Origin of the sequence: Bacillus sp. 0209A, assembly GCF_036765095.1 — a bacterium.
Classification (GTDB): Bacteria; Bacillota; Bacilli; order Bacillales; family Bacillaceae; genus Bacillus; species Bacillus subtilis_G.
On record NZ_JBAIZV010000002.1, the window covers coordinates 386,559 to 410,971 of the forward strand.

A 24,413-nucleotide genomic window follows, 5' to 3' on the forward strand; every position below is an offset into this window, starting at 1 on the left:
CTCTTCATCCCCTTACTACATGAGCTCCGATATAATTGATATTTGCTATGAATTGTAATAGATCGCGGCACGTAACCGCGGAGATGCCATCCAGCAAGTCTTCTTTTTCACAGGAGAAGCGGCGCAGGATCTCCATATAGGCCAAGAGCCCTTCGGGAGAATCGAATTGCAGCAGCATTTCATTGCGTAAAAATTGTTTTGCCTGTTCCAGTTCCCGCTCATCCATTTGAAAATGTGAGACAGCTTCCAAAACGCGCGGGGGAATTTCTTTTTCATGAAGCTGGTTCGTACATATTGAAACAAGCAGCAGATTGTTCATGATGTCGTAACGGGTAATGACATGATAGACAGCCAGATCCTTCTCGCGGAAATGCTTGAATAAAGCGGAATGCCCGTACTTTCCGAGCAATCCGTCTAGCAGCTGAATGTTGATATAATCGCTCTTATCTTTCATCTCCCCGCAGTTAAATCCGAGTGTCAAGACGGAAGGACCTGCTGCGCTGCGTGTTTCTGTTTCAAAAACATGCCGGTTCACGGGTATTCTTCCGGCTGTCACGGCAGACGCTTGCGGGGCATGTCCCGGAATATCACAATCTTGTATATCTCCCAATATGTTCAGCTGTTTTTGCTGGGACAATAAATTAATGATGAAGTCCGTTGTGTCGAGAAACCGTTTAGGATGGATTGCCTGTATCTTGTCTTTCCTGCCAAACATGCCTGTGCCGTACATCGGGTTTCCGAAGGCCTCCTCGACCAAACGGGCCGCCGAGTAGGAGAAGGGATCTGCGAATTTATTTTCGATTTTCAGCAGCAGCTCACTCTTTGCCTTTTCAACGCCGGCGGCTGAAAGGGAAGAGGGGAGGGACATGTCTGCAAATGTTTTCAACAGGGCATCAACATGAAGATTCCTGTTATATAGCGGGTGAATGAAACGGGTTCCGCAGGTTTTCAGCTGCTGATCAAAAAAGAGATTTGCTGAATACATAAAGCGGCTTCCGGCAGCATAACCGAAAGCGTCAATGATTTGCTGCTTCAGGTGTCCGGCGGCGCCGTAAAAATAAATCGTTTCTTCTTCAGGTTCCGCCGCGCTTTCGATCGGTTTCAGAAAGCTTGCGGCGATTGAGATTGTTGAAAATTGATGAGTCTTCAGCAAATTAACTTCCAAGCCGTTCTCTTTTGCTTGTATCAAAGAAACCACCATCCTGTTTTTGCAGGTAATAGACTATGATCAGCCCGGCAATCGGAATGACCGCCAAGGAGACAGCGGTGCCGGCTAATGTGGCTAAGAAAAGGGGAAGACAAAATAGATAAGACCGGTATTTTGAGAATCCGCTCCAGAGCTGCTGCTCCGTTTGCCAGCCGAAGAACGGCCTTTTTTCATCAGCGGTTAACCGGATCAATGCTCCAGCTAGCAACAATTCAATACACTGCATAAAAGTGAGGGCTGAAATCGGGCGGCCGCTGATGAAGCCCACAATCATAGCGACAAGGAGAAATCCGCCTGCCAATAGGCCTGAGTAAAAGCGATATTTTGCCCAAAACATCGTTCTCCGTTTAATCGGAAGCGTGATCAGCAGCATCCGATCGTTTTTTTCAATAGAGTACAAAAGGGCGATCGGCGAGCAGATCAGCAGAAGGGCGGAAATCACAATATAAATCACCTGCTGATCGAAGATGCCGGTGTTCAACATCTGGAACGAAAAGAAGCCGCTGAACGCCGCCATCACCACGTAATTTAACAGCATTGCTTTAGTAGACATAAATCGGTTCCATTCTCTCTTGTAAAACGAAAATTCAGATCTCCGCATAAAAGAATGCATCTTGCTCTGTTGCGGAGGCGCCTGCAGAAAGACAGGAAAATCAATGATCACCGCCCATAGCATGTGAACCGCGCATAGCGGGATCGTGACGGCCGGCATAAAAGCGGCGCTGAGGCATACACAGGCGAATACCGCCGCATGCAGGAGAAACATCCAGTTCTTCTTTTTGACGAAATGGTTGCTCAGCACAACACCGAATAGAATCGAATAAACGGTAAAAAACGAAAATCTGCCGAGCCAAAACAATGTTTGCGCCCCTGACAGCGTTCCGTTTCCAAATAAGAACAGCGGTAAAATAAAAAAGAATAACGTTCTTCTCAAACAGGTGTCCACAAACAGAACGACACTCTGGGCGAGCCAAAAGCTTCGTGAAGAAATCGGCAGCAGGCAGCTCAGCTTCATATAAGATTCCTTCCATTGAGATGCCACGGAAAGAAACACCATATATGTGTTCATCAAGAGAAGCGCGAGTATGATATATGTTTTTTCCAATACCGATTCGTCAATACCGGCCTGGCGGATCAGCCCGATTTCAAACACAGCCAGAATCACAAGCCCTGCGGCAATGCGGATGACGTCCTTTTTCCCTTGCCGGCTATACAGCTGTTTGAACAGCAAAGACATGATGGGGAATATGTTATTCATGTCCGATCACCTCGAAAAATTCCCGCCGCAGATCGGTCTCCTCTCCAATCGGAATGACCTTTTGGATCTGTTTGTTGTGCAGAATGGCCGCATAATCACAAAATCTCTGCACAACATCGAGCAGATGGGAAGAAAACAAAATGGTTCCGCCTGCCTCACAGTACTCGCGCATTTTCTGATAAAAGACCTCTATCGATTCCACATCCAAACCGACGAGCGGCTCATCCAAAATAAACAGGGGAGCCCGCAGCAATAAGCCTGTCATCAACACAACCTTTTGCCTGTTCCCCAAGGACAGCTCCGAAATTCTCCTGTTGATGTATTTTGAAAAATGAAAGGCTTCAGCCAAATTGGTGAACTGCTGCTCTGAAAAATCCTTTTGATAAAGCGAATGGACGAAAGACACATAGTCCTTCGCCGTAATTTCTGTAAACAGCAGCGGATAATCGGCGGCGAAGTAACGGTGAATCTTCAGTTGATCTGATATTTTCTGCGGCATACCGGCCTCCGCTTCAATGCCGCACAGCGTAAAGCCCCCGCTGTAATTGCGGTTCACTCCTGTAAGTGTATTGATCAGTGTTGTTTTGCCGGCGCCGTTTACCCCAAGCAATCCGTAAACGGCGCCTTTTTCTAAGTGTAAATCCACGTGTTCTAAGATGACGTTGTCCCGTTCATACCAAACGGATACATCGTGTATATCCAAAATGCTCATCGCGAATCAGCCTTCCGCGCGCGCATCCCGAAAAGAATGGCAATCGCAATGAAGATCACCGTAAATAGATAATCGCTTTTGACAAAATAGACGACTGCGCCGATGACAAAGATAAATGAAAGGATATACAGTAAAATTCTTCTTTGTGCTGGTGACAAATCGTTTCCCTCCTAAATAAGCTGGACCACGTCTTCTAATTGTTCATTTTTCGCCCAAGAGCAAATGTTTTTCCGGTGATATTTGTTAGCGTTCAGCCCTTTTAAGTAACAGCCTCCGCAATAGCCGCTAAACGGGCATTTGTCTTTCATGCAATGCTCGCTGAACCGCGGCGCCTGCGCTTGCCACAGTTTATGGACGAGAGGGGAGTTAAAGATGCTTTCATATGAATCATGAAAAATATTTCCCAATGAAAATTCCTTCGGAAAGAGCGCGCACGGACGTACTTCTCCGAACGGGCTGATCACAATGGACTTCCAGCCAGCACCGCAATTTGCCGCTCGTTTTCTCTCATAAGGAATAATCGGAATCAGATCTTTAAACTCATCAATGACATGTTGCTCGTATTCCATAAATTTGCGGTGCTGCTCGGCATCTTTTGTGGGGTGGACAATATCTCTGCCTCTTCCGAAATCATCAACCCAATTGTAAGAAAACGCCTTCGCCCCGAGATCCCGAACCTTTTGGGCCATATCGTGGATTTCCCACATGTTTTTTTCGAAAACGGACATGGCGACTCTGACAAATATACCGTGGTCACTCAACAATTTTATCGTTTTACAAGTTTGGGCAAAAGAGCCTTTTCTCCCTCTAAAGGAGTCATGGACCTCGGAGTTCACACTATCGAGAGAAATGCCGACAATGATTTTTTGCTTATACGCTTTCAAAAGCTCGAGGCTTTCTTTTCGCATGAGTGTTCCGTTCGTTAAGACAGCGACCTTTTTGAACCTTTTGCACACATAGTCAAGGATCTCATTGGCGTTCGGATGGACAAAAATTTCTCCGCCCGTGATTTCGCATGTCAATACACCGTTGTCAAACAGCATATCAGCCGTTTTCTTGAATTGCTCAATCGACACGGTGCCGAGCGCTTCCGGAGAGCTTTCCAAATAACAGTGGGCGCATTTCAAATTACAGCGGTGCGTCAGCTCAAAGGTGGCGTGCAGCGGCATCGGAAATTCGTTGCTTCCGCTCGTGGTGATGGTTTGGCTGCTGGGCCGATTTCCAAGCTGGATGACTTGCTTATTGAGGAGCATGTTGAGCATGTCGTAATACCAGTCCTTATGGTCTTCCGGTGATTCATCGTACACTGCGCATTGATCAGCCAAAATCTGAGCAGCTGTTTTTTGCCCCTCCATTCGCATGCAAAGCTCGTAAGCTGTTTTGTTAAGATCCAAATATTCAAAGTCAGAAATGGAGACATTAGCCCGCAAGTAGTCGATTTCTAGCACGCCGCCCTCAGGAAGCTGGTGAACTCTTACACTTTCATTAATAAATGGAAACATTTGCTCTGTAAACAAAATACCATCCCCTATACATATGATTCAAATGAAAAACGATTGTGTATGTATAACTAAGAGGTAGATTTTAGTTAAAAATTGTAATTTACTTAAAAAGGGCATAGCAGAAAGACTATGCCCTTTTGGAGAACCTTATCCCCATAGACCGAATAGACCTGTAGCACCGGCAATTTCAAAATCAGGGATAGGACCGTCCACTAGACAAACGGCTCCGATCGAGCATGTCGCACAACCTTTGTTTTCTACAATGACTGCTTTTTTCATCATTGGATCCTCCCTTTTTGTTTTTCTAGCAGATCTATGTTGTGCTTTTATCATAAAACTAATAAATTACCAATTCAATACATATATATTGAAGAAAATGTGAAATAGAAACGGTAGATTTCGGAAAAGTGTAACATTTCCTGAAGGTAACTAATAATATGATTTTCTCTTCTATTAAGGAAATGCTTTTATGAGGTTTATCTTCAAATCTGATGAGCAATGATGGTAAGATAGAAGCAGTTGAAGTTTACAAACCGAATGATTATACTATTCAAGTCAAAGTGGAATGATGAAAAGGACGTGTCAAAATGAAGCAAGAGACACCGATAACACTCCATGTGAAGTCTGTGATCGGGGATGACGGAAACCAGGAAGTCATCGAATTCCGCACCGCCGGATTTTACTATGTTAAACAAAATAAAGTGTATCTATCTTATTATGAAGAACACGACTTAGGCAAAGTAAAAACGATTGTGAAAGTAAGCGAAGGCGAAGTGCTGGTCATGAGATCAGGCGCTGTTAAAATGAATCAGCGTTTCGTAACGGGAGCTTCCACAATTGCCAAATATAAAATGTCATTTGGTGAGCTTGAGCTGAAAACAAGCACAAAATCGATTGAATCTGATCTCGGTGAAGAAAAAGGCCGTATCAGCATCGCATATGACATGCATGTCGGAGACGAGCAGCAGCATTTACATCATATGACGATCACGTATGAGGGAGGAACTCACGCATGAACATTGCGGAACAAATGAAGGACGTGCTGAAAGAAGAAATCAAAGCGGCCGTTCTGAAAGCGGGGCTGGCTGAAGAAAGCCAGATTCCGAATGTCGTTTTAGAAACACCAAAAGATAAAACACACGGCGATTATTCAACAAATATGGCGATGCAGCTGGCGAGAGTCGCAAAAAAAGCGCCGCGCCAAATCGCTGAAGAGATTGTCGCTCATTTTGATAAAGGAAAGGCTTCGATTGAAAAACTGGATATCGCCGGCCCGGGTTTTATCAATTTCTATATGAACAATCACTATTTAACGAAGCTGATCCCGTCTGTGTTAAAAGCGGGAGAAGCGTACGGGGAAACGAATATCGGAAACGGTGAGCGAGTTCAGGTAGAATTCGTATCAGCGAATCCGACGGGAGACCTTCACCTTGGCCATGCGCGCGGTGCGGCTGTCGGCGATTCTTTGTGCAATGTGCTTTCAAAAGCGGGTTACGATGTGAGCCGCGAATACTACATTAACGATGCGGGAAACCAAATCAACAACCTTGCGCTTTCTGTTGAAGTCCGTTACTTTGAAGCGCTCGGCTTGGAAAAAACGATGCCGGAGGACGGCTACCGCGGCGAGGATATCATTGCGATCGGAAAGCGTCTCGCTGAGGAATACGGCGACCGTTTCGTCAACGAAGAGGAAAGCGAACGCCTCGCATTTTTCCGGGAATACGGCCTGAAATACGAGCTGGAAAAGCTTCGCAAGGACTTGGAAAACTTCCGTGTGCCGTTTGATGTGTGGTATTCCGAAACGTCACTGTACCAAAACGGAAAAATCGACAAGGCGCTTGAAGCGATCCGCGAAAAAGGCCATGTTTATGAAGAAGACGGCGCGACTTGGTTCCGCTCTACGACATTTGGCGATGATAAAGACCGCGTATTGATCAAGAAGGACGGCACGTACACGTACCTTCTGCCTGATATCGCATACCATAAGGACAAGCTTGATCGCGGCTTTGATAAGCTGATCAACGTTTGGGGCGCCGATCACCACGGCTATATCCCGCGTATGAAAGCGGCAATCGAAGCGCTGGGCTATGAAAAAGGTACGCTTGAAGTAGAAATCATTCAGCTCGTTCACCTTTACAAAAACGGCGAGAAAATGAAAATGAGCAAACGGACGGGTAAAGCGGTAACGATGCGCGACCTGATTGAAGAAGTCGGCTTGGATGCCGTGCGTTACTTCTTTGCGATGCGCAGTGCGGATACGCATATGGATTTTGACTTAGATCTTGCTGTATCAACATCTAACGAAAACCCTGTGTATTACGCGCAATACGCACATGCCCGTATTTGCAGCATGCTTCGCCAAGGGGAAGAGCAGGGACTAAAGCCGGCGACGGATCTGGATTTCAGCCATATTCAATCAGAAAAAGAATATGACCTGCTGAAAACGATCGGCGGCTTCCCAGAGGCAGTGGCGGAAGCGGCGGAAAAACGAATTCCGCACCGCGTCACAAATTATATTTATGATCTGGCTTCTGCTTTGCACAGTTTCTACAACGCGGAGAAAGTCATCGATCCTGAAAATGAAGAGAAAAGCCGCGAGCGCCTGGCATTAATGAAGGCCACGCAAATTACGCTGAACAATGCGCTTCAGCTGATCGGCGTATCGGCTCCGGAAAAAATGTAATCATGATGAAAAGACAAAGTCTTCGGGCTTTGTCTTTTTTTTATATGTAAAACGTGTGATGTAATTCACAATCTTGTTTGCCGAGTTTTTGTATGATAGGACTGATTATTGAATCATTGAAAGGAGCAAGCCGAATGTTCAACCGTCAACATATTCAATTATCGTTACAGTCATTAAGCTTGGTGGCAGGATTTATGGTTTGGGTGCTGATTTCATCACTCATTAGCCAAATCACATTAGATATTCATTTAAGCAAAGGCGAGATTTCTATAGTGACGGCGATTCCCGTGATCCTCGGGTCGCTTCTCCGCATTCCTTTAGGGTATTTAACGAACAGGTTTGGCGCGCGGCTGATGTTTATGATCAGCTTCATCCTGCTTTTGTTTCCGGTGTTTTGGATCAGTATCGCGGATTCTTTGTTTGATTTAATCGCAGGCGGTTTTTTCTTAGGGATCGGGGGGGCAGTATTCTCCATTGGGGTGACATCCCTTCCGAAGTATTATCCGAAAGAAAAGCACGGTTTCGTCAATGGAATTTACGGGGCCGGAAACATCGGAACCGCGATTACCACATTTGCGGCGCCGGTTATCGCCCAGACTGCGGGATGGAAAGCAACCGTGCAAATGTATATGGTTCTGCTGGCTGTTTTCGCGTTGCTGCACGTTTTGTTTGGCGATCGGCATGAGAAGAAAGTAAATGTTTCCGTAAAAGCTCAAATCAAAACCGTTTACCGAAATCACGTCCTCTGGTTTCTAAGCCTGTTTTATTTTATTACGTTTGGCGCCTTTGTCGCCTTCACCATCTATCTCCCGAACTTTCTGGTAGCGCACTTTGGTCTTAATCCTGCGGACGCCGGTTTGCGGACGGCCGGCTTTATTGCCGTCTCCACGCTGCTCAGGCCTGCGGGCGGATTCTTGGCTGACAAATTGAGCCCGCTCCGCATCCTGATGTTCGTTTTTGCGGGACTTACATTATCAGGCATTATCTTATCGTTCTCGCCGACGATCGGCCTTTATACGTTTGGGTCAATAACGGTGGCGGTCTGCTCAGGTATAGGAAACGGAACCGTTTTTAAACTGGTGCCTTTCTATTTTTCAAAGCAAGCGGGGATTGCCAATGGTATTGTGTCTGCCATGGGGGGATTAGGCGGTTTTTTCCCTCCGTTGATATTGGCGAGTGTATTTCAGGCAACAGGCCAATACGCGATCGGCTTTATGGCGCTTTCGGAAGTAGCGTTAGCCAGCTTTGTCCTTGTCATTTGGATGTATTGGCAAGAAAGAATGAAAATGCACACGGAGAGAAACAGCCAGAGCGTCAGCTAACACTGGTCATTCACAAGATTGTTAGTTTTTTCTCGATGGGTGCAAAACAATTCACGTTACAATAAACATACGCAACGTGACTTTCTTCGAGGTGAGCTCATGAATTTTCTCTCTGTCCGACCATCTGATAGTGATCTTCTTTCCAGCGATCTGCATGAATTGCTGGAATCGATCAGTACGAAAAGAAAAATGGAAAAACACACGTATTTGTTTCGGGAAGGAATGGATGCAGAAGAGCTATATCTTATTCAATCAGGACTCATTGAAATCGGCAAACTGACATCTGACGGAAAAGATCTGACCCTTAGAATCTGCCAAAAAAATGATATTGTCGGGGAATTAACACTTTTCACTGAAGAACCGAGATATATGCTCAGTGCAAAGGTGCTAGAGGATGGCGAGGTGCTCGTCATTAATAAAAACAAGCTGGAAAAGGAATTAATCCAAAACGGTGCTTTGACATTTGAATTTATGAAATGGATGAGCACCCACCTTCGGAAAATCCAGTCTAAAATCAGGGATCTGCTTCTTCACGGCAAAAAGGGGGCGCTCTACTCCACTCTTATCCGTTTATCGAACAGCTACGGGGTGGAACGAAGCGACGGCATTCTGATTAACATCGCGCTGACAAATCAAGACTTGGCAAAGTTTTGCGCGGCGGCAAGGGAAAGCGTCAATCGTATGCTCGGAGACCTCCGCAAACAAGGGGTGATTTCGATAGACGAATCCGGAAAAATTATTTTGCACAAGCGGGACTATTTACGATGCGAGATCGAGTGTGAAAATTGTCCGCTGGAGATTTGCAATATTGACTGAAAAAACCAAGGACCGCCGGCGGTCCTTGGTTTTTTATCTAGTGATAAACAAACACATAACAGCAAAAAAGAAGCAGGCATTCACGATTTCCAGAATGCCGATCGTTTTCGCGGGCCAATCCCTTCCGTGAAAAAACCATGCCCGCAAACTGCTTGGGATAAAAGCAAGAAATGCCCATCCTGCTCCGAGAAGAGCGGATAAAAAGGGGAGCAGCAGGTGATATCCCCATGAATAGTATGCAAAAAACCTGTTCTTTCTCTCCCGGATCACCGACTTTACATAAAAAGAACTCCCGATAAAAAATAAAGCAGATTGCAAGAAAATAAACCAAGCCCAGCCGTCAAGGGTTCCCGCCCCCAGCCAGCAGCTCGCAAGCCCGCCTGAACAAAAGAACAAGACACCCGCAATATCATTCACTAGGGCTCGTTCGTTTTTTCGGCGGGCATAATACGTATGAATGAGAAAAAGCGGAAATAGAGAAACGCCAACCCAGATGAGCGCAGGCTTATAAAAGACAGGGATCATCAAAAAGCAGCAGGCCGGAACACCGTAATAACATATCCACTTTTGATAGGATTTAATCTGTTTCTTCTTCATGGCGAGTGTGATGGGGCAGACCATCAAGTAAAGGAAAAGCAAGCCTAGGAAAAGCGGAAGATGCCAGAAAACGGGACCTCCCTTGACCATCCCAAGCAAAAATGGAATCAGCAGCATCGCCCATGCGCCGTGCTGCTTCGGAATCAGCGCCTTCATCGAAATCCTCCTTTTTTATTTCATTATAAATGCAGTCACTCTCCCGATAAGTGACATACATCATACAGGCTGTGAAATACATCACTGCCGTACAGGCTCAATCGAGCTACACTAAAGCTATCCTTAGCACAGGAGGCTTTCCTATGAATCAGTGTGACTATTTATTGTTTCTGAAACAACTCCCTATGTTTAATGAAGTGCCTCTATCCATTGTCGAAACTTTGCTGAAAAACGGGACGTTTATCGGCGGCTCATCTGATCATGCTTCATCCTTTCTTCATTCTCAATCCGTTTATATTGTATTAAAAGGCAGTGTCCGTTTGATGGACAGCAGGCTCCCTGAAGGATCGAAAACCGTTGCGCTGTGGGAAAAAGGCGATGTGTTTCCGATTGATGAAAAAGGCGGGCTGTATTTATCGCCTTTTATTTCAGTCAATGCCTCTTCGGACATTCTTATTCTCAAAATCCCTTTTTATATATTTAAAAAAATGATGACTTACAACCCACAGCTGCAAATGAATTTTTTGGCGGTACTTCAGCAAAATGTCTTTTGTTCCTATCAACTATTTTTGCGTTATCTGCATACATCACAAGATAAAAACGCCGAGCCCGGTTCTTAAATAGAACCGGTTTTTTTGATCTTTGAATGAAAAGCGGCTAATGACTCAGGTGTCCTGCCTGAACGCCGCCCTCATCACTTCCTGTGAAAGTCTGTTCCTTCTTCTCAGTGTGAACATTTTGTGAAAAAAGCAGAGTGTGTGACATAGTTCACAAGAAAACACGCTGTCTCTGTTTATAGTGAACTTAGCATCACCTGTGACTCGGAAGGAGTGAACGCTCATGAAGAAAAAGAAAATGAGTCCGTTGTTTAGGAGATTAAACTATTTCTCTCCTATTGAACACCATTCAAATAAACATAGCCAAACGACCCGCGAAGATCGCGATTGGGAGAATGTATACAGAAACAGATGGCAGTACGACAAAGTCGTGCGCTCCACCCACGGTGTCAACTGCACGGGGTCATGCAGCTGGAATATATATGTGAAAAACGGAATTGTCACGTGGGAAGGACAAAACTTGAATTATCCATCAACAGGCCCTGATATGCCTGATTTTGAACCGAGAGGCTGTCCGCGGGGGGCCAGTTTTTCTTGGTATATCTACAGCCCGCTCCGTGTGAAATATCCATACGTGCGCGGTGTGCTGATCAATTTATGGCGTGAAGCTCTGCAGGCTCATCAAAATCCATTGGAAGCCTGGAAATCAATCGTTGAAAACCCTGAAAAAGCGAAGTCTTATAAAAAAGCAAGAGGGAAAGGCGGTTTTGTGCGCGCTGAATGGCCGGAGGTACTGAAGCTGATTTCAGCCTCTCTGCTCTATACAGTCATGAAATACGGTCCAGATCGGAATGTCGGCTTTTCTCCGATTCCGGCCATGTCCATGCTCAGCCACGCCTCAGGCTCCCGATTTATGTCTTTAATCGGCGGCCCTATGCTCAGTTTTTATGATTGGTATGCGGATCTTCCTCCGGCATCCCCGCAAATTTGGGGTGACCAGACAGACGTTCCGGAAAGCAGTGATTGGTACAATTCAGGCTATATCATCACATGGGGCTCCAACGTTCCGTTAACAAGAACACCTGACGCGCATTTTTTGGCTGAGGCCCGCTATAAAGGCGCGAAGGTCATTTCGATCAGTCCGGATTTTGCGGAATCCTCAAAGTTCGCGGATGACTGGCTGAGTATCCGCCAAGGGACTGACGGGGCGCTTGCAATGGCCATGGGTCACGTCATTTTGCAGGAATTTTACGTGAACCAAGAGACGGAACGTTTCATTGACTATGCGAAGCAATACACGGATTTTCCATTTTTCGTCACCCTGTCGAAAGAAAATGGCGCATACACAGCGGGGCGGTTTCTGCATGCGAAGGACATTGGCCGCAAGACAGAGCATGACCAGTGGAAGCCTGCGGTCTGGAATGAACAGACAAACACATTTGCCATACCGCAAGGAACAATGGGCTCCCGCTGGGACGGGCAGCAGAAATGGAACCTGCACATGATCGATGAAGAAACCGGGGAACCGATAGAACCCCGTCTCTCTGTACTCGGAATAGAGGACGAAATCGGCACGGTGCGCATCCCGTATTTTTCAGATGACGGAAACAAAGTGCTTGAGCGGGATCTTCCTTTAAAAAAACTGAACCTGAACGGCGAAGAGGTTTGTGTCACGACCGTGTTTGACTTGATACTGGCCAACTATGGCGTGAACCGGGGCATCGGCGAACAATCAGCTGTCTCCTATGATGATCCTGAGCCTTTCACGCCTGCCTGGCAGGAAAAGATGACAGGAATCAAAAAAGAAGCCGTCATGAAGATTGCCAGAGAGTTTGCCCAAAATGCGATCGATACAGACGGCCGGTCCATGATTATCGTAGGAGCGGGGATTAACCACTGGTTCAACTCCGATACGATTTACCGGGCGGTGTTAAATCTTGTTTTACTGGTAGGCGCCCAAGGTGTAAACGGCGGAGGCTGGGCTCACTATGTGGGGCAGGAAAAGCTCCGCCCTGCTGAAGGGTGGCAGACGATTGCAAATGCAAAGGACTGGGAGGGCGTGCCCAAGCTGCAAAACGGCACCTCATTTTTCTACTTTGCAACAGACCAGTGGCGATACGAGGACCAGCCGATCAGTGACTTGGCTTCGCCGATCGCTGCGTCATCCCGCTACAAGCATCATGCCGATTACAATGTGCTGGCAGCGCGATTAGGGTGGCTGCCGTCTTATCCGACATTCAATCAAAACGGAATTGACCTATACAAAGAAGCTGAAAGAGCAGGAGCAGCAACACCTGAAGACGTTGGTGCGTACGTGGCCTCACAGCTTCAAGAGAAAAAGCTGAAATTCGCGATTGAAGATCCAGACAATGAAGCCAATTTCCCGAGGAATCTCTTCGTATGGCGGGCAAATCTGATTTCGAGTTCAGGAAAAGGGCATGAATATTTTCTCAAGCATCTGCTGGGGACGACAAATGGATTAATGAATGACGACAGCGACAGCATCCGCCCTGAAGAAATCAAATGGCGGGAGCAGGCACCGGAAGGTAAACTCGACTTGTTAATCAATCTCGATTTTCGAATGGCCGGTACGGCACTCTATTCCGATATCGTGCTTCCGGCGGCGACATGGTATGAAAAACATGATCTCAGCAGCACAGATATGCATCCGTTTATTCATCCTTTTGCTCCGGCCATCTCGGCCCCGTGGGAATCGAAGTCAGACTGGGATATTTTCAAAGCACTGTCAAAAGCCGTTTCCGATTTGGCAGAAGAAGTCGATATGGAGCCGGTGAAAGAAGTGGTCGCCACGCCGCTCCTTCACGACACCATGCAGGAACTGGCCCAGCCGTTCGGCAAAATCAAAGACTGGAGCAAGGGCGAATGCGAAGCCATTCCGGGAAAAACGATGCCGAACATCCATGTTGTTGAGCGGGACTATAAACAAATTTTCGCCAAAATGACAGCGCTGGGTCCTCAAGCCGCCCTAAAACCGAGCGGAACAAAAGGGATGAGCTGGTCGATAGCCGATGAATATGAATCACTCAAAAAGAGACTGGGAGAAATCACAACGGACAGCGTTGCCAAGGGATGTCCGAATATAAGTGAAGCGAAGCAGGCGGCAGAGGCAGTTTTAACCTTATCGTCCACTTCAAATGGAAAAGTCGCTGTGAAAGCCTGGGAATCACTTGAAAACATCACAAACCTGAAGCTGAAAGACCTGGCGGAAGAGCGGGAGGAAGAATGCTTTACGTTCGAACAAATTACAGCCCAGCCAAAAACAGTCATCACGTCTCCGGCATTTACCGGCTCGGAAAAAGGGGGACGCAGGTACTCGCCGTTTACGACGAACGTAGAAAAATTAATCCCGTGGCGAACACTGACCGGCAGACAATCTTATTATGTCGATCATGAACTGATGATGGAATTCGGTGAAACGATGGCAACATTTAAACCGATCCTCCAGCATCGTCCGTTTCTAAGCAAGCGGCCAGATCAAGAGGGCAAAGAAATCGTCCTTAATTATTTGACACCGCATAATAAATGGTCCGTCCACAGCATGTATTTCGATTCTTTACCGATGCTGACGCTGTTCCGCGGCGGGCCGACCGTGTGGATGAATAAAGATGATGCTGAGGACACGGATATCAAGGACAACGATTGGATTGAATGCTTCAACCGAAATGGCGTTGTCGTCGCGAGAGCGGTTCTGTCTCACCGGATTCCTAAAGGAATGGCGTTTATGCACCATGCCCAGGACCGCCACATCAACGTACCCGGCACAAAACTGACGAATAACCGCGGAGGCACCCACAACAGCCCGACAAGGATTCACGTCAAGCCGACACAGATGATCGGGGGCTATGCCCAGCTCAGCTACGGCTTTAACTATTACGGTCCAACAGGGAATCAGCGCGACCTGAACGTCGTCATCCGCAAGCTGAAGGAGGTCGATTGGCTTGAAGATTAAAGCGCAAATCGGTATGGTCATGAACTTGGATAAATGCATCGGCTGCCACACGTGCAGCGTCACCTGCAAAAACACGTGGACAAACCGTGCCGGTGCGGAATATATGTACTTCAATAATGTAGAAACAAAGCCGGGCATCGGCTACCCGAAGCAATGGGAGGATCAGGACAAATATAAAGGCGGCTGGACATTGAAAAAAGGAAAGCTCGAGCTGAAATCCGGCCCGAAAACGAATCGGCTTGCAGGCCTTTTCTATAACCCAAACCAGCCGTCGATTGATGATTACTATGAACCTTGGAACTATGATTATGAAACATTAACAAACAGCCCGCAGAAAAAACACCAGCCGGTGGCGCGCCCGAAATCGTCGCTGACGGGGGATTTCATGAATATCGAATGGGGCCCGAACTGGGAGGATGACCTCGCAGGCGGCCATATTACAGGGCTTGAAGATCCAAACGTGCAAAAGATGGAGGAATCAATCAAAACAGAATTCGATGAGGTCTTTATGATGTATCTGCCGCGTATTTGTGAGCACTGCATCAACCCGGCGTGCGTTTCCTCTTGTCCGTCAGGCGCCATGTACAAACGCGAGGAGGACGGCATTGTGCTTGTGGATCAAAACGCGTGCCGTTCATGGCGATATTGCGTCTCATCCTGCCCTTATAAAAAAGTCTATTTTAACTGGCAAACGAACAAAGCGGAAAAATGCACCCTCTGCTTTCCGCGTCTGGAGGCTGGACTGCCGACCATCTGCTCCGAGACGTGTGTAGGCAGAATCCGCTACCTCGGCGTCATGCTGTATGACGCGGACAAAGTGGAGGAAGCGGCATCTGTTGAAAATGAAAAGGATCTCTACCATTCCCAATTGGACGTTTTTCTTGATCCGAATGATCCTGAGGTTGCCAAGCTGGCAAAAGAACAAGGCATCCCGGCTGAATGGATAGAGGCTGCTCAGCAATCGCCGATCTATAAAATGATCATTGACTGGAAGATTGCGCTGCCGCTTCACCCTGAGTACCGCACACTGCCGATGGTTTGGTACATTCCGCCGCTGAGCCCGATTATGAATCTCTTTGAAGGAAAAGGCAGCCAGCAATCTGCGGAAGATATTTTTCCGGCTATCGACCAAATGAGAATTCCGATTGACTATTTGGCGCAGCTTTTAACGGCTGGTGATACGGATCATATTCGGTCAACGTTAAAGAAAATGTCTGTCATGCGCCAGTATATGAGAGCGGTCCAGACGAATAAATCCATCGACCCGGCACTGATCTCCAGCGTCGGCTTAACAGAACAGCAAATTGAAGACATGTATCGGCTGCTTGCGATTGCAAAATATGATGATCGCTTTGTGATTCCAAGCAGCCACCGAGAAGAAGTGTCTGATTTATACGCTGAACAAGGGAGCTGCGGCTTATCATTTTCAGGCGGCCCCGGCTCTTGTTTTTAATTTTTGATAAATGAGGTGTAACAAGATGAACACCACAGACCGGCAAATCACGTTCTCCGCTCTTTCCTGTCTTCTGTCTTATCCAGACGAAGAGTGGAGAGCCGAGCTTCCCGATTGGAAGGCTCTTACCCATGAAATCGGCAACCGGCAAATCCGGGAGCTGCTGCTGCACTTTTTCGAGGCGTCAGCCAGCTTTTCCCATAAAGCGCTGATTGAACACTATGTCTATACGTTCGACTTCGGGAAAAAAACGAATATGTACGTCACCTACTTTAACTCAGGCGAGCAAAGGGAACGCGGCATTGAATTGCTGCATTTAAAAAACACCTACCAGCAATCCGGTTTCCTGCCGACAGACAAAGAGCTGCCTGATTATCTCCCGCTTATGCTGGAATTTGCCGCGGTTGCGGAGATTGAAGCTGCGAATAGCGTGTTTGAAAAGTATTTGTCCAATGTGAGGGAACTGGCATCCCGCCTCGAAAAAAATGCCAGTATCTATGCGGAGCTGCTGCACGTGCTACTGGCCGCGCTGGAAAATATCGGCGTGCGTGAAAGCGTTGAAGGGGCTGTTCAGCCATGAGCGGGCAGATCCTGTGGGGCGTGATGCCATACATTGTCATGACGTTCTTCATCGGCGGCCATATTTACCGCTATCAGCATGACCAATTTGGCTGGACCGCGAAATCAAGCGAGCTGTTAGAAAAGAAAAAACTTGCGGCAGGCAGCACCCTTTTTCACTGGGGCATGCTGTGCGTTATCGGCGGGCATGTCATGGGCATTCTGATCCCGGAAGCCGTGTACGCTTCCATTGGCATTTCAGAGCATGTGTATCACAAAATGGCGATTGGCGCGGGCCTGCCTGCCGGAATCGCGGCATGTACCGGACTTTTCATCCTGACGTACAGAAGGCTGTTTGACAAAAGAATCCGCAAAACCAGCTCGCCATCGGATATCCTTACGCTTATTCTGCTGCTGTTTATGATGCTGTCGGGCCTTGCCGCCACATTTCTCAACATTGATTCGAAAGGATTTGACTACCGGACAACAGTCGGACCGTGGTTCAGGGAGATTTTTTTGTTCAGGCCTGACGCCTCTTTGATGGAGAATGTCCCGCTATGGTTTAAGCTTCATATCATAATCGGATACGTCGTTTTTATCCTGTGGCCGTTTACGAGACTGGTTCACGTGTTCAGTCTCCCACTCAAATATCTGACACGAAGCTATGTCGTGTATCGGAAACGCTCGTGAAAATCCCCCTTGCAAGAGGGGGATTTTTTGAAAACATAAGATATTTTCTGCCAAGGCAATGGCTGGGCGGCCGGGTATCCTGTTATGTTTGTAGGTGGAAATGACATCATCTAAAAAAGGAGAGTGAAGAATGAAACGAATTTTACTCATTTTAACTGCTTGTCTTATCACAAGCGCCGGAGTTCTGACACTCAGACATTCTCACGTATTAACCGGCGGCACAGCCGGATTGTCACTAAGCCTGTCATACTTGTTTCATTCCTCGTTTGCCATGATCTTCTTTCTGATCAATATTCCGTTTTATGTATTTTCTCTCATCAGAATGGGCATCACATTCACCTTATCCACTGTATTTGCAGTCACAGCGCTGACTCTGTTTACAAGCGCGGATCATTGGCTGCCGTCTGTCTCATTTTCACCGCTTGCCGGGGCGATTTGCGGCGGGACGCTGATCGGGTTTGGCTTGTCACTCATGTTTTATCATCAGGCATCGCTCGGGGGCGCCAATATTCTCGCTTTATTTCTGCAAAAGCGCTACGGATGGAATCCGGGTACAGTTAATTTTCTCTTCGATTTTGGCGTAGTGCTGGCCGGCATTTTCTCCGTCGGATTGCTGAAAGGCCTCTTCTCCCTAGTGTCGATTGCAGCGACGGGTTTGATCGTCGGCTTCTTCAAAAATAAAATCAAAAGCAGCTATTCACTCAAGCCCGGGTTACTCCGGAACATCACACCCGGCCAATCACAGGAAGCATCATCTTAAGCCTTTCCGCCTCGTGCGGAGGGGATTTTTTTGAAAGGTTTACAGACTAGGGAAAAGAGGTATAAGGAGGTAATTGAATCAGATTGGAGAGAGTGAGGATGCTGAAAAGGAAACTGGAATTTTTCTTTTTATATATCATGCTCATCGGGGCATATGTCATATGGTTTTTTCCGGTTTCCAGGCTTGAGTTTTACGGAGGATTGCTTTGCTATGTCAGCATTATTTTGTTTAGCATCTATTCGTTAATTCTTGAAAACCGCACCTCGCAGCACACGCTGTTATGGATCCACATTCTCGTCTTTTTTCCTATCATCGGCTACATGTTTTATCTGTTTTCCGGACAGCTTTATGTGAAGGGAAAGCTTTTTAAAACAAAACGAATGTACAACCGGGAAAAGCTCAGGAAGCTGTTTGACAGGGAGGAAACGCCTGAAGTGACAGGTCTTAAGGACAATCAGGAAAGGTTCTTTACGTATTCCATCAGGGCTGCCCATATGAATATCAATACGCAAAGCGATATCAAAGTGCTGAAAAACGGCGAAGAAACCTTTCCCGATATTTTCAAAGCGATGCGGAAAGCGGAATCTTATATACATATTGAATACTACATGTTCAAGTCGGACATGCTCGGCCGCGGCATGATGGACATTATGATGGAAAAAGCGCGTCAAGGTGTCGAGGTGCGGTTTTTATACGACGCCGCAGGAAGCATCAAGCTGGCAAGAAGAGATATCATGAAAATGAAACAAGCGGGAGTGGACATCGTTCCGTTTTCTCCGCTGAAATACGGGTTTTTCAACCAAAAATTGAATTTCAGAAATCACCGGAAAATCGTAGTCATCGACGGGAAAATCGGTTTTGTGGGCGGATTAAATGTCGGGAAGGAGTATATCAGCAGAGATCCGTATATCGGGTTTTGGAGAGACACTCACCTCCGGCTGGAAGGAGAAATTGTGCAAACGCTTCACGCCATCTTTATGTTGGATTGGGAATACGTCTCCAGTGAAGTGTTAATAGATCAAGAGAAGTACAATATGCCTGTTCCCGTGGAGGGAGGGGGCATATATCAAATTGTCGCGACAGGCCCCGACATGAAGGAAAGCATGAGCGACCTCTATTATGAAATGATTACTTCAGCCCAAAAATCAATCTGGATCGCCACGCCTTATTTTGTCCCGAATGAGTCCATTCGCACGGCGCTGAAAGCGGCGGCGACAAAAGGAGTAGAAGTAAGGGTCATGGTGCCGGAGACGAACGACAGCTTTTTGACGCAATACGCGTCGAGATCCTATTTCCCGGAGCTGCTTCTTGAGGGCATTGAAGTGTACTCCTACCAAAAAGGCTTCATGCATCAAAAGGTGATGATTGTTGATGGTGATCTCGCCTCGGTCGGCACAGCGAATATGGACATGCGCAGCTTCCAGCTCAACTTTGAAGTGAACGTGTTCTTCACGGATGCCGAAGCGATACGCACCCTTGAAGATCATTTTGAAGAGGATATGCTGGACAGTGAAAAACTCACCCCTGTCGCCTTTTACAAAAGAGGGGTGACCGACCGGACAAAAGAATCCTTTGCCCGTCTATTTTCAGGCGTTCTGTAAGAAAAAGAAATCTGATCTTTAAATACAGACAGTGTATAGTATAATTGAGAAAAATTATCAGTTATTTATGCATTGGAGGAAGATAGGGTGCTGCGGCAATTTTTTTCATACTATAAACCATATAAAACGTTGTTCTTTCTCGACTTTTTTTCGGCGATCGCGGGAGGCTTAATGGAGCTGAGTTTTCCTTTGATCGTCAATTATTTTATTGATACCTTGCTTCCGGGCAGGGACTGGGGCCTGATCATTGCAACTTCAATCGGATTATTTGCGGTGTACGCGCTCAGCTCGGCTCTCCAGTATATCGTGACATACTGGGGGCATATGCTCGGGATCAATATCGAGACCGATATGAGAAAATCGCTTTTTGACCATTTGCAAAAGCTCTCATTCAAATTTTACGACAACAACAAGACGGGAACGCTCATGTCGAAGCTGACGAACGATTTAATGTACATCGGCGAAGTTGCCCATCACGGCCCGGAAGATTTATTCATTGCCATCATGACCATTCTCGGGGCGTTCGGGGTGATGCTGTTTATTAACTGGCAGCTGGCATTACTAACGTTTATCATCATGCCGATTGTCATATGGCTCGCGCTTTATTTCAACAAAAAAATGACCAAAGCGTTTACCGCGCTGAACAAAGATATCGGAGCCTTCAGCGCGCGTGTGGAAAATAATATCGGCGGCATCCGGCTCGTGCAGGCGTTCGGCAATGAAGCGTTTGAAAAAGAACGCTTCGCCGTCAACAATCAGCGTTTCCGTATCACAAAGCTTTCCTCATACAAAATTATGGCGAAAAACGGTTCAATCAGCTACATGCTGACTCGGTTTGTCACATTGTTTGTCCTTTTGTGCGGAACGTGGTTTGTCATTCGCGGTTCCTTATCGTACGGGGAATTCGTGGCGTTTGTGCTCCTGACGAACGTGCTGTTCAGGCCTATTGACAAAATTAACGCCATTATCGAAATGTATCCAAGGGGAATCGCCGGTTTCAAAAGCTATATGGAACTGATGGAGACAGAGCCGGATATTCAGGATTCTCCTGATGCGAGAGATGTTTCCGCTCTGGGGGGCAATATCCGCTATGAACATGTTTCGTTTGGCTATGACGACCATCACAGTGTTTTCGATGACATAAACCTATCCATTCAAGCGGGGGAAACAGTTGCGTTCGTCGGTCCGTCAGGCGCGGGAAAATCAACGCTTTGCAGTCTGCTTCCGCGCTTTTATGAAGCATCAGGGGGCGACATTACGATCGACGGCATCAGCATAAAAGACATGACGCTGTCTTCACTGCGGGGGCAGATTGGCGTCGTGCAGCAGGATGTTTTCTTGTTCTCGGGCACGCTTAGAGAGAATATTGCATATGGCCGTCTGGACGCATCAGAAGAGGAAATCTGGCAGGCTGTGAAGCGGGCGCATCTGGAAGAGCTCGTCCATCACATGCCGGATGGATTGGATACCATCATCGGTGAAAGGGGCGTGAAGCTTTCCGGCGGGCAAAAGCAGCGTCTGTCAATTGCGCGGATGTTCTTGAAAAATCCGTCGATCTTGATTCTCGACGAAGCGACTTCTGCCCTTGATACAGAAACAGAAGCGGCGATCCAAAAGGCGCTGCAAGAATTGTCCGAGGGGCGCACCACGCTCGTGATCGCCCACAGGCTGGCGACGATCAAAGACGCGGACAGAATTGTGGTCGTCACAAAGAACGGAATTGAAGAGCAAGGGCGCCATCAAGACCTGATTGAAGCCGGCGGTCTTTACAGCAGGCTGCATCAGGCGCAATTCGGGCAAATGGTGCAGGGTTAGAAAATATTATTCCAGTCTAGGCATCCCGCTGTTTCACGAGTTAACATATGAAAAAAAGTTGCGGTTAAAAGGGCTGAAACAATTTGGACAGGCGGTTCAGCTTCATTATGTAAGATCATAAGAAAAAGGATAGACATCGACGTCTATCCTTTTTATATGTAAGTCAGAGCGCTTCTTTTTCAGCAGGTTCGATGATATTTTGAAACTTTTCAACCAGCTGGGACGCTTTTGTGCCTTCCACTACAATGAGATATTCTTTCTCATCATGAGCCATGCGGAACGTCTCAAGCTCAATTAAGTTTTTGATTTTGCACATCGTTTTCTTCGAATAAATATAGACCTCGTGGCTGCCGGAATGGCACATTTTATAAAGATGAATCAAATTTCTTAAAGTAAATGCCTGTGCGGCTACTTTTAGAGACTTGATATTTTTCATGTTCTTTCTCCTCCATCATTGTTGTCTTATATAGCGTATGTTCCCAGGGCGGACGAACCTTAAACCTGATAATGCACATTTATGATTTCCATTGCAGTGTGCCTCCGCCGATGCGTTTGACACCGCGGATGGAGCTTAATTCATCCATCAGGCGGAGAAGCGCTTTGTCTTTCTGTTTTGCTTCAATCATGAAATCAATATTGGTTTCCCATTGCCTAAAGCGTTCCAACAGCGGCAGCAAAAAGTTGGCGTCAACATAATCGGCATGGCTGCGTATGGCTTGCTCCGATTTTGGAGAGGACAGGTGAACTTTCGGCTGCAGCCCAATCCGCTCCCACGTTTTGATCATCCGGGGCAGTGCTTCATTCAGGTCAGCTTGATCATCTGGATTGGCGTAAAAATGATGAAAGTCAAAGACGAATGGAGCGTCCTCTTGTTCGCAAACCTGAAGCGTTTCTTCCGTCGTATATGTTTTATCGTCATTCTCAAGCGTCATCCGCTGTTTGATTTCCTTAGGCAGCTGCTTTATATTTTGATGAAATTGTGCAATGGCAGTTTCTTTATTTCCGTAAGCGCCGCCGATATGAATGTTGATAACAGAGCGGTCAGCAATGCCCATGGCATCAAGCATGCGGTAGTGATACGCCATATCGGTTACCGCATTTTTTGTGACATTTTCCTTCGGGCTAGTAAACAGGGTGAATTGGTTTGGATGGAAGCTTGTTCTCAGATGATGTGTTTTGACAAGCTCCCCGATCTCCCGAAACTCTTTTTGAAACGGTGTTACAAAATCCCACATGACATCGGGATGCGTGGCCAGCGGAACAATCGAACTGGAAAAACGGTACAAAGGAATGCTGTGGCCGATGATATAGTGAAGAGTTCTCAGTGTATTTTGCAAATTGGCTTTTGTTACGGACAGCAGGGCTTCTTGTCTTTCATCCTTTGCAAGCTTGGAATAACGCGCGAATGTCAGTGTTTTAGCGGGAGACGCATCCCAAAGGCTCATCGCGTTTGAAACGAACCCGAATCTGAAAATCATAGGAACTCTCCTTTATAAAAAATAAGATAATGCTCTGCCAAGCCATTCCGCCGGACGCTGCCTGAACGTGCGCTTTTTGAAATTTTCCTTTGTCAGCAGCTCCGACCTTTTCATATCCTCTTCAATCGTGGCATAGACTTCTTTTGTAAATGCCTCATTATCGATTTCAACATTCACTTCTTCATTTAAAAAAAAGCTTCGCTGATCAAAATTGGCGGTTCCGATGATACTGAAATGATCGTCAATGATCAGGGCTTTCACATGATAAAACCCCTGATAAAAACGGTAGATCAGGCAGCCGGCATCCAAGAGCTCCGAATAATAGGTATAAGCTGCTTCTCGGACCAGCGGATGATCTGATTTCATCGGCACGATGATCGTAACAGCTACACCGTTTTTTCTGGCTTTGACCAAGGCCTGCTGAAGCGGTTTTGTCGGAATATAATACGGTGTACAAATGGTAATGCGTTTTTTTGCCTGCACGATATTTGCCAAATACGTTTTTTCAAGAGAATAACCGTCAGTCGCATAAATCTTATGAGAGATATTCCCTTGCGGACGATCCGGGCAAACATCCGTGCCAAGTTCGATTCCGGTATTTCGTTTCAGATCGGAAGCGAAAAGCGTTTGAAGATCATGCACCCCTTCTCCTTTCATACGCAGATGATAATCCTCCCAATTGCCGAACTTCGCCTTCTTTCCAAGGTATTCCTCAGCGATGTTAAACCCGCCGATATAACCGATTTTTCCGTCTATCACAGCGATTTTCCGGTGATTCCGTTTCTGCATATGAAAAAAGAAAAAAGGAAAACGAGGTTTGTTCAGAAAATGCACATGAACCCCGGCATTTTTCATCGTCTCCAGCGCCGGTTTTTTGATTTTTTGGCAGCCGGACCAGTCCAGCAGCAAATAAACTGAAACACCGGCTTGGGCTTTTGTTTTCAGCAGCGTAAACATATTGTGGCTGACCTCATCGTTTTTCATAATAAAAAACATCACGTGAACAGAGGAAGCGGCCTGGCTGATATCTTTCATCATCCGTTCCACAAGATCAGCACCGCAGTGGATCAATTCGATATCACTCTTCTTTTTTGAAAAAACAGGCTCGTACGCGTTTTTTTTGTAAACGGCACGCCCCATGAAGATATCAAACAGTATGAAAGCCAATAGTATAATGCCAATGATAAGAATCACGAAAAATATCTTCATCCCGGCACTCCTTTCTGTAGTAAGGGTAGTGTGCCCTAACAGCGGGAATTTAATTATTGACTGAACACT

The 24,413-nt window shown here is 46.6% G+C and carries 22 protein-coding genes and 2 pseudogenes; 13 read left to right on the forward strand and 11 right to left on the reverse strand.

Translation table 11 applies throughout. From position 1 onward, the window contains the following. Positions 1-4: 4 nt before the first annotated feature. The 7 genes and pseudogenes from V6D44_RS07165 to sboA all read right to left on the reverse strand — a co-directional run bounded on the left by V6D44_RS07165 (position 5) and on the right by sboA (position 4,958). Positions 5-1,165, reverse strand: coding sequence for an insulinase family protein (locus V6D44_RS07165; protein ID WP_087992812.1), 1,161 nt, complete (start codon positions 1,163-1,165; stop codon positions 5-7). Then, on the reverse strand, positions 1,155-2,465 hold the full coding sequence (gene albD, locus V6D44_RS07170; RefSeq protein ID WP_333516378.1) for an antilisterial bacteriocin subtilosin biosynthesis protein AlbD: 1,311 nt from the start codon (positions 2,463-2,465) through the stop codon (positions 1,155-1,157). The genes V6D44_RS07165 and albD overlap by 11 nt, the downstream gene beginning before the upstream one ends. Next, complete coding sequence (locus V6D44_RS07175; protein ID WP_253268645.1) at positions 2,458-3,177, reverse strand: ATP-binding cassette domain-containing protein; 720 nt, start codon at positions 3,175-3,177, stop codon at positions 2,458-2,460. The genes albD and V6D44_RS07175 overlap by 8 nt, the downstream gene beginning before the upstream one ends. Continuing rightward, complete coding sequence (gene albB / locus V6D44_RS07180) at positions 3,174-3,335, reverse strand: antilisterial bacteriocin subtilosin biosynthesis protein AlbB (protein WP_087992740.1); 162 nt, start codon at positions 3,333-3,335, stop codon at positions 3,174-3,176. Before albB ends, V6D44_RS07175 begins: the two co-directional genes overlap by 4 nt. A gap of 12 nt (positions 3,336-3,347) precedes the next feature. Further along, complete coding sequence (albA, locus tag V6D44_RS07185) at positions 3,348-4,694, reverse strand: subtilosin maturase AlbA (RefSeq protein WP_087992739.1); 1,347 nt, start codon at positions 4,692-4,694, stop codon at positions 3,348-3,350. A 24-nt stretch (positions 4,695-4,718) separates the two neighbouring features. Continuing rightward, positions 4,719-4,870: pseudogene (locus tag V6D44_RS07190) on the reverse strand (bacteriocin-like protein SboX). After that, on the reverse strand, positions 4,827-4,958 hold the full coding sequence (gene sboA / locus V6D44_RS07195; RefSeq protein ID WP_087992738.1) for a subtilosin A: 132 nt from the start codon (positions 4,956-4,958) through the stop codon (positions 4,827-4,829). The pseudogene V6D44_RS07190 and the gene sboA overlap by 44 nt, the downstream one beginning before the upstream one ends. A gap of 308 nt (positions 4,959-5,266) precedes the next feature. On the opposite strand from sboA, the gene V6D44_RS07200 reads away from it, so the two are divergent. The 4 genes from V6D44_RS07200 to fnr all read left to right on the forward strand — a co-directional run bounded on the left by V6D44_RS07200 (position 5,267) and on the right by fnr (position 9,500). Beyond that, positions 5,267-5,695 (forward strand): DUF1934 domain-containing protein, encoded by a 429-nt coding sequence (locus tag V6D44_RS07200; protein ID WP_253268644.1) that lies wholly within the window; start codon positions 5,267-5,269, stop codon positions 5,693-5,695. Beyond that, positions 5,692-7,362 carry an arginine--tRNA ligase gene (gene argS / locus V6D44_RS07205; protein ID WP_333516379.1) on the forward strand — a complete coding sequence of 557 codons (1,671 nt, stop codon included), beginning with the start codon at positions 5,692-5,694 and terminating at the stop codon, positions 7,360-7,362. The genes V6D44_RS07200 and argS overlap by 4 nt, the downstream gene beginning before the upstream one ends. Positions 7,363-7,496: 134 nt before the next feature. Continuing rightward, a complete protein-coding gene (gene narK, locus V6D44_RS07210) occupies positions 7,497-8,684 on the forward strand; it encodes a nitrate transporter NarK (protein WP_333516380.1) in 1,188 nt (395 codons plus the stop codon). A gap of 99 nt (positions 8,685-8,783) precedes the next feature. Then, positions 8,784-9,500, forward strand: coding sequence for a fumarate/nitrate reduction transcriptional regulator Fnr (gene fnr, locus V6D44_RS07215; RefSeq protein ID WP_333516381.1), 717 nt, complete (start codon positions 8,784-8,786; stop codon positions 9,498-9,500). 33 nt (positions 9,501-9,533) lie between these two features. On the opposite strand, the gene V6D44_RS07220 is transcribed toward fnr, so the two are convergent. Continuing rightward, positions 9,534-10,253 (reverse strand): YwiC-like family protein, encoded by a 720-nt coding sequence (locus V6D44_RS07220; RefSeq protein WP_253268642.1) that lies wholly within the window; start codon positions 10,251-10,253, stop codon positions 9,534-9,536. 143 nt (positions 10,254-10,396) lie between these two features. On the opposite strand from V6D44_RS07220, the gene V6D44_RS07225 reads away from it, so the two are divergent. The 9 genes and pseudogenes from V6D44_RS07225 to V6D44_RS07265 form a co-directional block, all read left to right on the forward strand. After that, positions 10,397-10,873 (forward strand): Crp/Fnr family transcriptional regulator, encoded by a 477-nt coding sequence (locus V6D44_RS07225; protein ID WP_202327914.1) that lies wholly within the window; start codon positions 10,397-10,399, stop codon positions 10,871-10,873. A gap of 220 nt (positions 10,874-11,093) precedes the next feature. Further along, positions 11,094-14,780 carry a nitrate reductase subunit alpha gene (locus tag V6D44_RS07230; RefSeq protein WP_333516382.1) on the forward strand — a complete coding sequence of 1,229 codons (3,687 nt, stop codon included), beginning with the start codon at positions 11,094-11,096 and terminating at the stop codon, positions 14,778-14,780. Continuing rightward, entirely contained in the window at positions 14,770-16,233 is a 1,464-nt protein-coding gene (gene narH, locus V6D44_RS07235; RefSeq protein WP_087992730.1) for a nitrate reductase subunit beta, read from the forward strand. The genes V6D44_RS07230 and narH overlap by 11 nt, the downstream gene beginning before the upstream one ends. Before the next feature lie 25 nt (positions 16,234-16,258). Continuing rightward, positions 16,259-16,813 carry a nitrate reductase molybdenum cofactor assembly chaperone gene (gene narJ, locus V6D44_RS07240; protein WP_087992729.1) on the forward strand — a complete coding sequence of 185 codons (555 nt, stop codon included), beginning with the start codon at positions 16,259-16,261 and terminating at the stop codon, positions 16,811-16,813. Continuing rightward, positions 16,810-17,481 (forward strand): respiratory nitrate reductase subunit gamma, encoded by a 672-nt coding sequence (gene narI, locus V6D44_RS07245; RefSeq protein WP_087992728.1) that lies wholly within the window; start codon positions 16,810-16,812, stop codon positions 17,479-17,481. Before narJ ends, narI begins: the two co-directional genes overlap by 4 nt. A gap of 130 nt (positions 17,482-17,611) precedes the next feature. Then, positions 17,612-18,241, forward strand: coding sequence for a YitT family protein (locus V6D44_RS07250; RefSeq protein ID WP_087992727.1), 630 nt, complete (start codon positions 17,612-17,614; stop codon positions 18,239-18,241). A gap of 98 nt (positions 18,242-18,339) precedes the next feature. Further along, entirely contained in the window at positions 18,340-19,842 is a 1,503-nt protein-coding gene (gene cls / locus V6D44_RS07255; protein WP_087992726.1) for a cardiolipin synthase, read from the forward strand. Positions 19,843-19,929: 87 nt separating this feature from the next. Next, positions 19,930-21,657: an ABC transporter ATP-binding protein gene (locus V6D44_RS07260; RefSeq protein ID WP_202327918.1), complete on the forward strand. Its 1,728-nt coding sequence runs from the start codon at positions 19,930-19,932 to the stop codon at positions 21,655-21,657. Positions 21,658-21,676: 19 nt separating this feature from the next. Further along, positions 21,677-21,778: pseudogene (locus tag V6D44_RS07265) on the forward strand (dihydrofolate reductase); the annotation flags it as partial. 42 nt (positions 21,779-21,820) lie between these two features. Here the strand turns inward: V6D44_RS07265 and V6D44_RS07270 are convergent. The 3 genes from V6D44_RS07270 to cls (V6D44_RS07280) form a co-directional block, all read right to left on the reverse strand. After that, a complete protein-coding gene (locus V6D44_RS07270) occupies positions 21,821-22,093 on the reverse strand; it encodes a hypothetical protein (RefSeq protein ID WP_010328953.1) in 273 nt (90 codons plus the stop codon). 79 nt (positions 22,094-22,172) lie between these two features. Beyond that, entirely contained in the window at positions 22,173-23,135 is a 963-nt protein-coding gene (uvsE, locus tag V6D44_RS07275; protein ID WP_333516383.1) for a UV DNA damage repair endonuclease UvsE, read from the reverse strand. Between the two features lie 12 nt (positions 23,136-23,147). Then, a complete protein-coding gene (cls, locus tag V6D44_RS07280; RefSeq protein ID WP_087992723.1) occupies positions 23,148-24,344 on the reverse strand; it encodes a cardiolipin synthase in 1,197 nt (398 codons plus the stop codon). Between the last annotated feature and the right edge of the window lie 69 nt (positions 24,345-24,413).

Bases quoted from the DNA above. Each gene is read 5' to 3' on its own strand.
- albD (WP_333516378.1), bottom strand. From the start codon at position 2,465: ATGAATAACATATTCCCCATCATGTCTTTGCTGTTCAAACAGCTGTAT.
- V6D44_RS07175 (WP_253268645.1), bottom strand. From the start codon at position 3,177: ATGAGCATTTTGGATATACACGATGTATCCGTTTGGTATGAACGGGAC.
- sboA (WP_087992738.1), bottom strand. From the start codon at position 4,958: ATGAAAAAAGCAGTCATTGTAGAAAACAAAGGTTGTGCGACATGCTCG.
- V6D44_RS07200 (WP_253268644.1), top strand. From the start codon at position 5,267: ATGAAGCAAGAGACACCGATAACACTCCATGTGAAGTCTGTGATCGGG.
- argS (WP_333516379.1), top strand. From the start codon at position 5,692: ATGAACATTGCGGAACAAATGAAGGACGTGCTGAAAGAAGAAATCAAA.
- narK (WP_333516380.1), top strand. From the start codon at position 7,497: ATGTTCAACCGTCAACATATTCAATTATCGTTACAGTCATTAAGCTTG.
- fnr (WP_333516381.1), top strand. From the start codon at position 8,784: ATGAATTTTCTCTCTGTCCGACCATCTGATAGTGATCTTCTTTCCAGC.
- V6D44_RS07220 (WP_253268642.1), bottom strand. From the start codon at position 10,253: ATGAAGGCGCTGATTCCGAAGCAGCACGGCGCATGGGCGATGCTGCTG.
- V6D44_RS07225 (WP_202327914.1), top strand. From the start codon at position 10,397: ATGAATCAGTGTGACTATTTATTGTTTCTGAAACAACTCCCTATGTTT.
- V6D44_RS07230 (WP_333516382.1), top strand. From the start codon at position 11,094: ATGAAGAAAAAGAAAATGAGTCCGTTGTTTAGGAGATTAAACTATTTC.
- narJ (WP_087992729.1), top strand. From the start codon at position 16,259: ATGAACACCACAGACCGGCAAATCACGTTCTCCGCTCTTTCCTGTCTT.
- narI (WP_087992728.1), top strand. From the start codon at position 16,810: ATGAGCGGGCAGATCCTGTGGGGCGTGATGCCATACATTGTCATGACG.
- V6D44_RS07250 (WP_087992727.1), top strand. From the start codon at position 17,612: ATGAAACGAATTTTACTCATTTTAACTGCTTGTCTTATCACAAGCGCC.
- cls (WP_087992726.1), top strand. From the start codon at position 18,340: ATGCTGAAAAGGAAACTGGAATTTTTCTTTTTATATATCATGCTCATC.
- V6D44_RS07270 (WP_010328953.1), bottom strand. From the start codon at position 22,093: ATGAAAAATATCAAGTCTCTAAAAGTAGCCGCACAGGCATTTACTTTA.
- uvsE (WP_333516383.1), bottom strand. From the start codon at position 23,135: ATGATTTTCAGATTCGGGTTCGTTTCAAACGCGATGAGCCTTTGGGAT.
- cls (WP_087992723.1), bottom strand. From the start codon at position 24,344: ATGAAGATATTTTTCGTGATTCTTATCATTGGCATTATACTATTGGCT.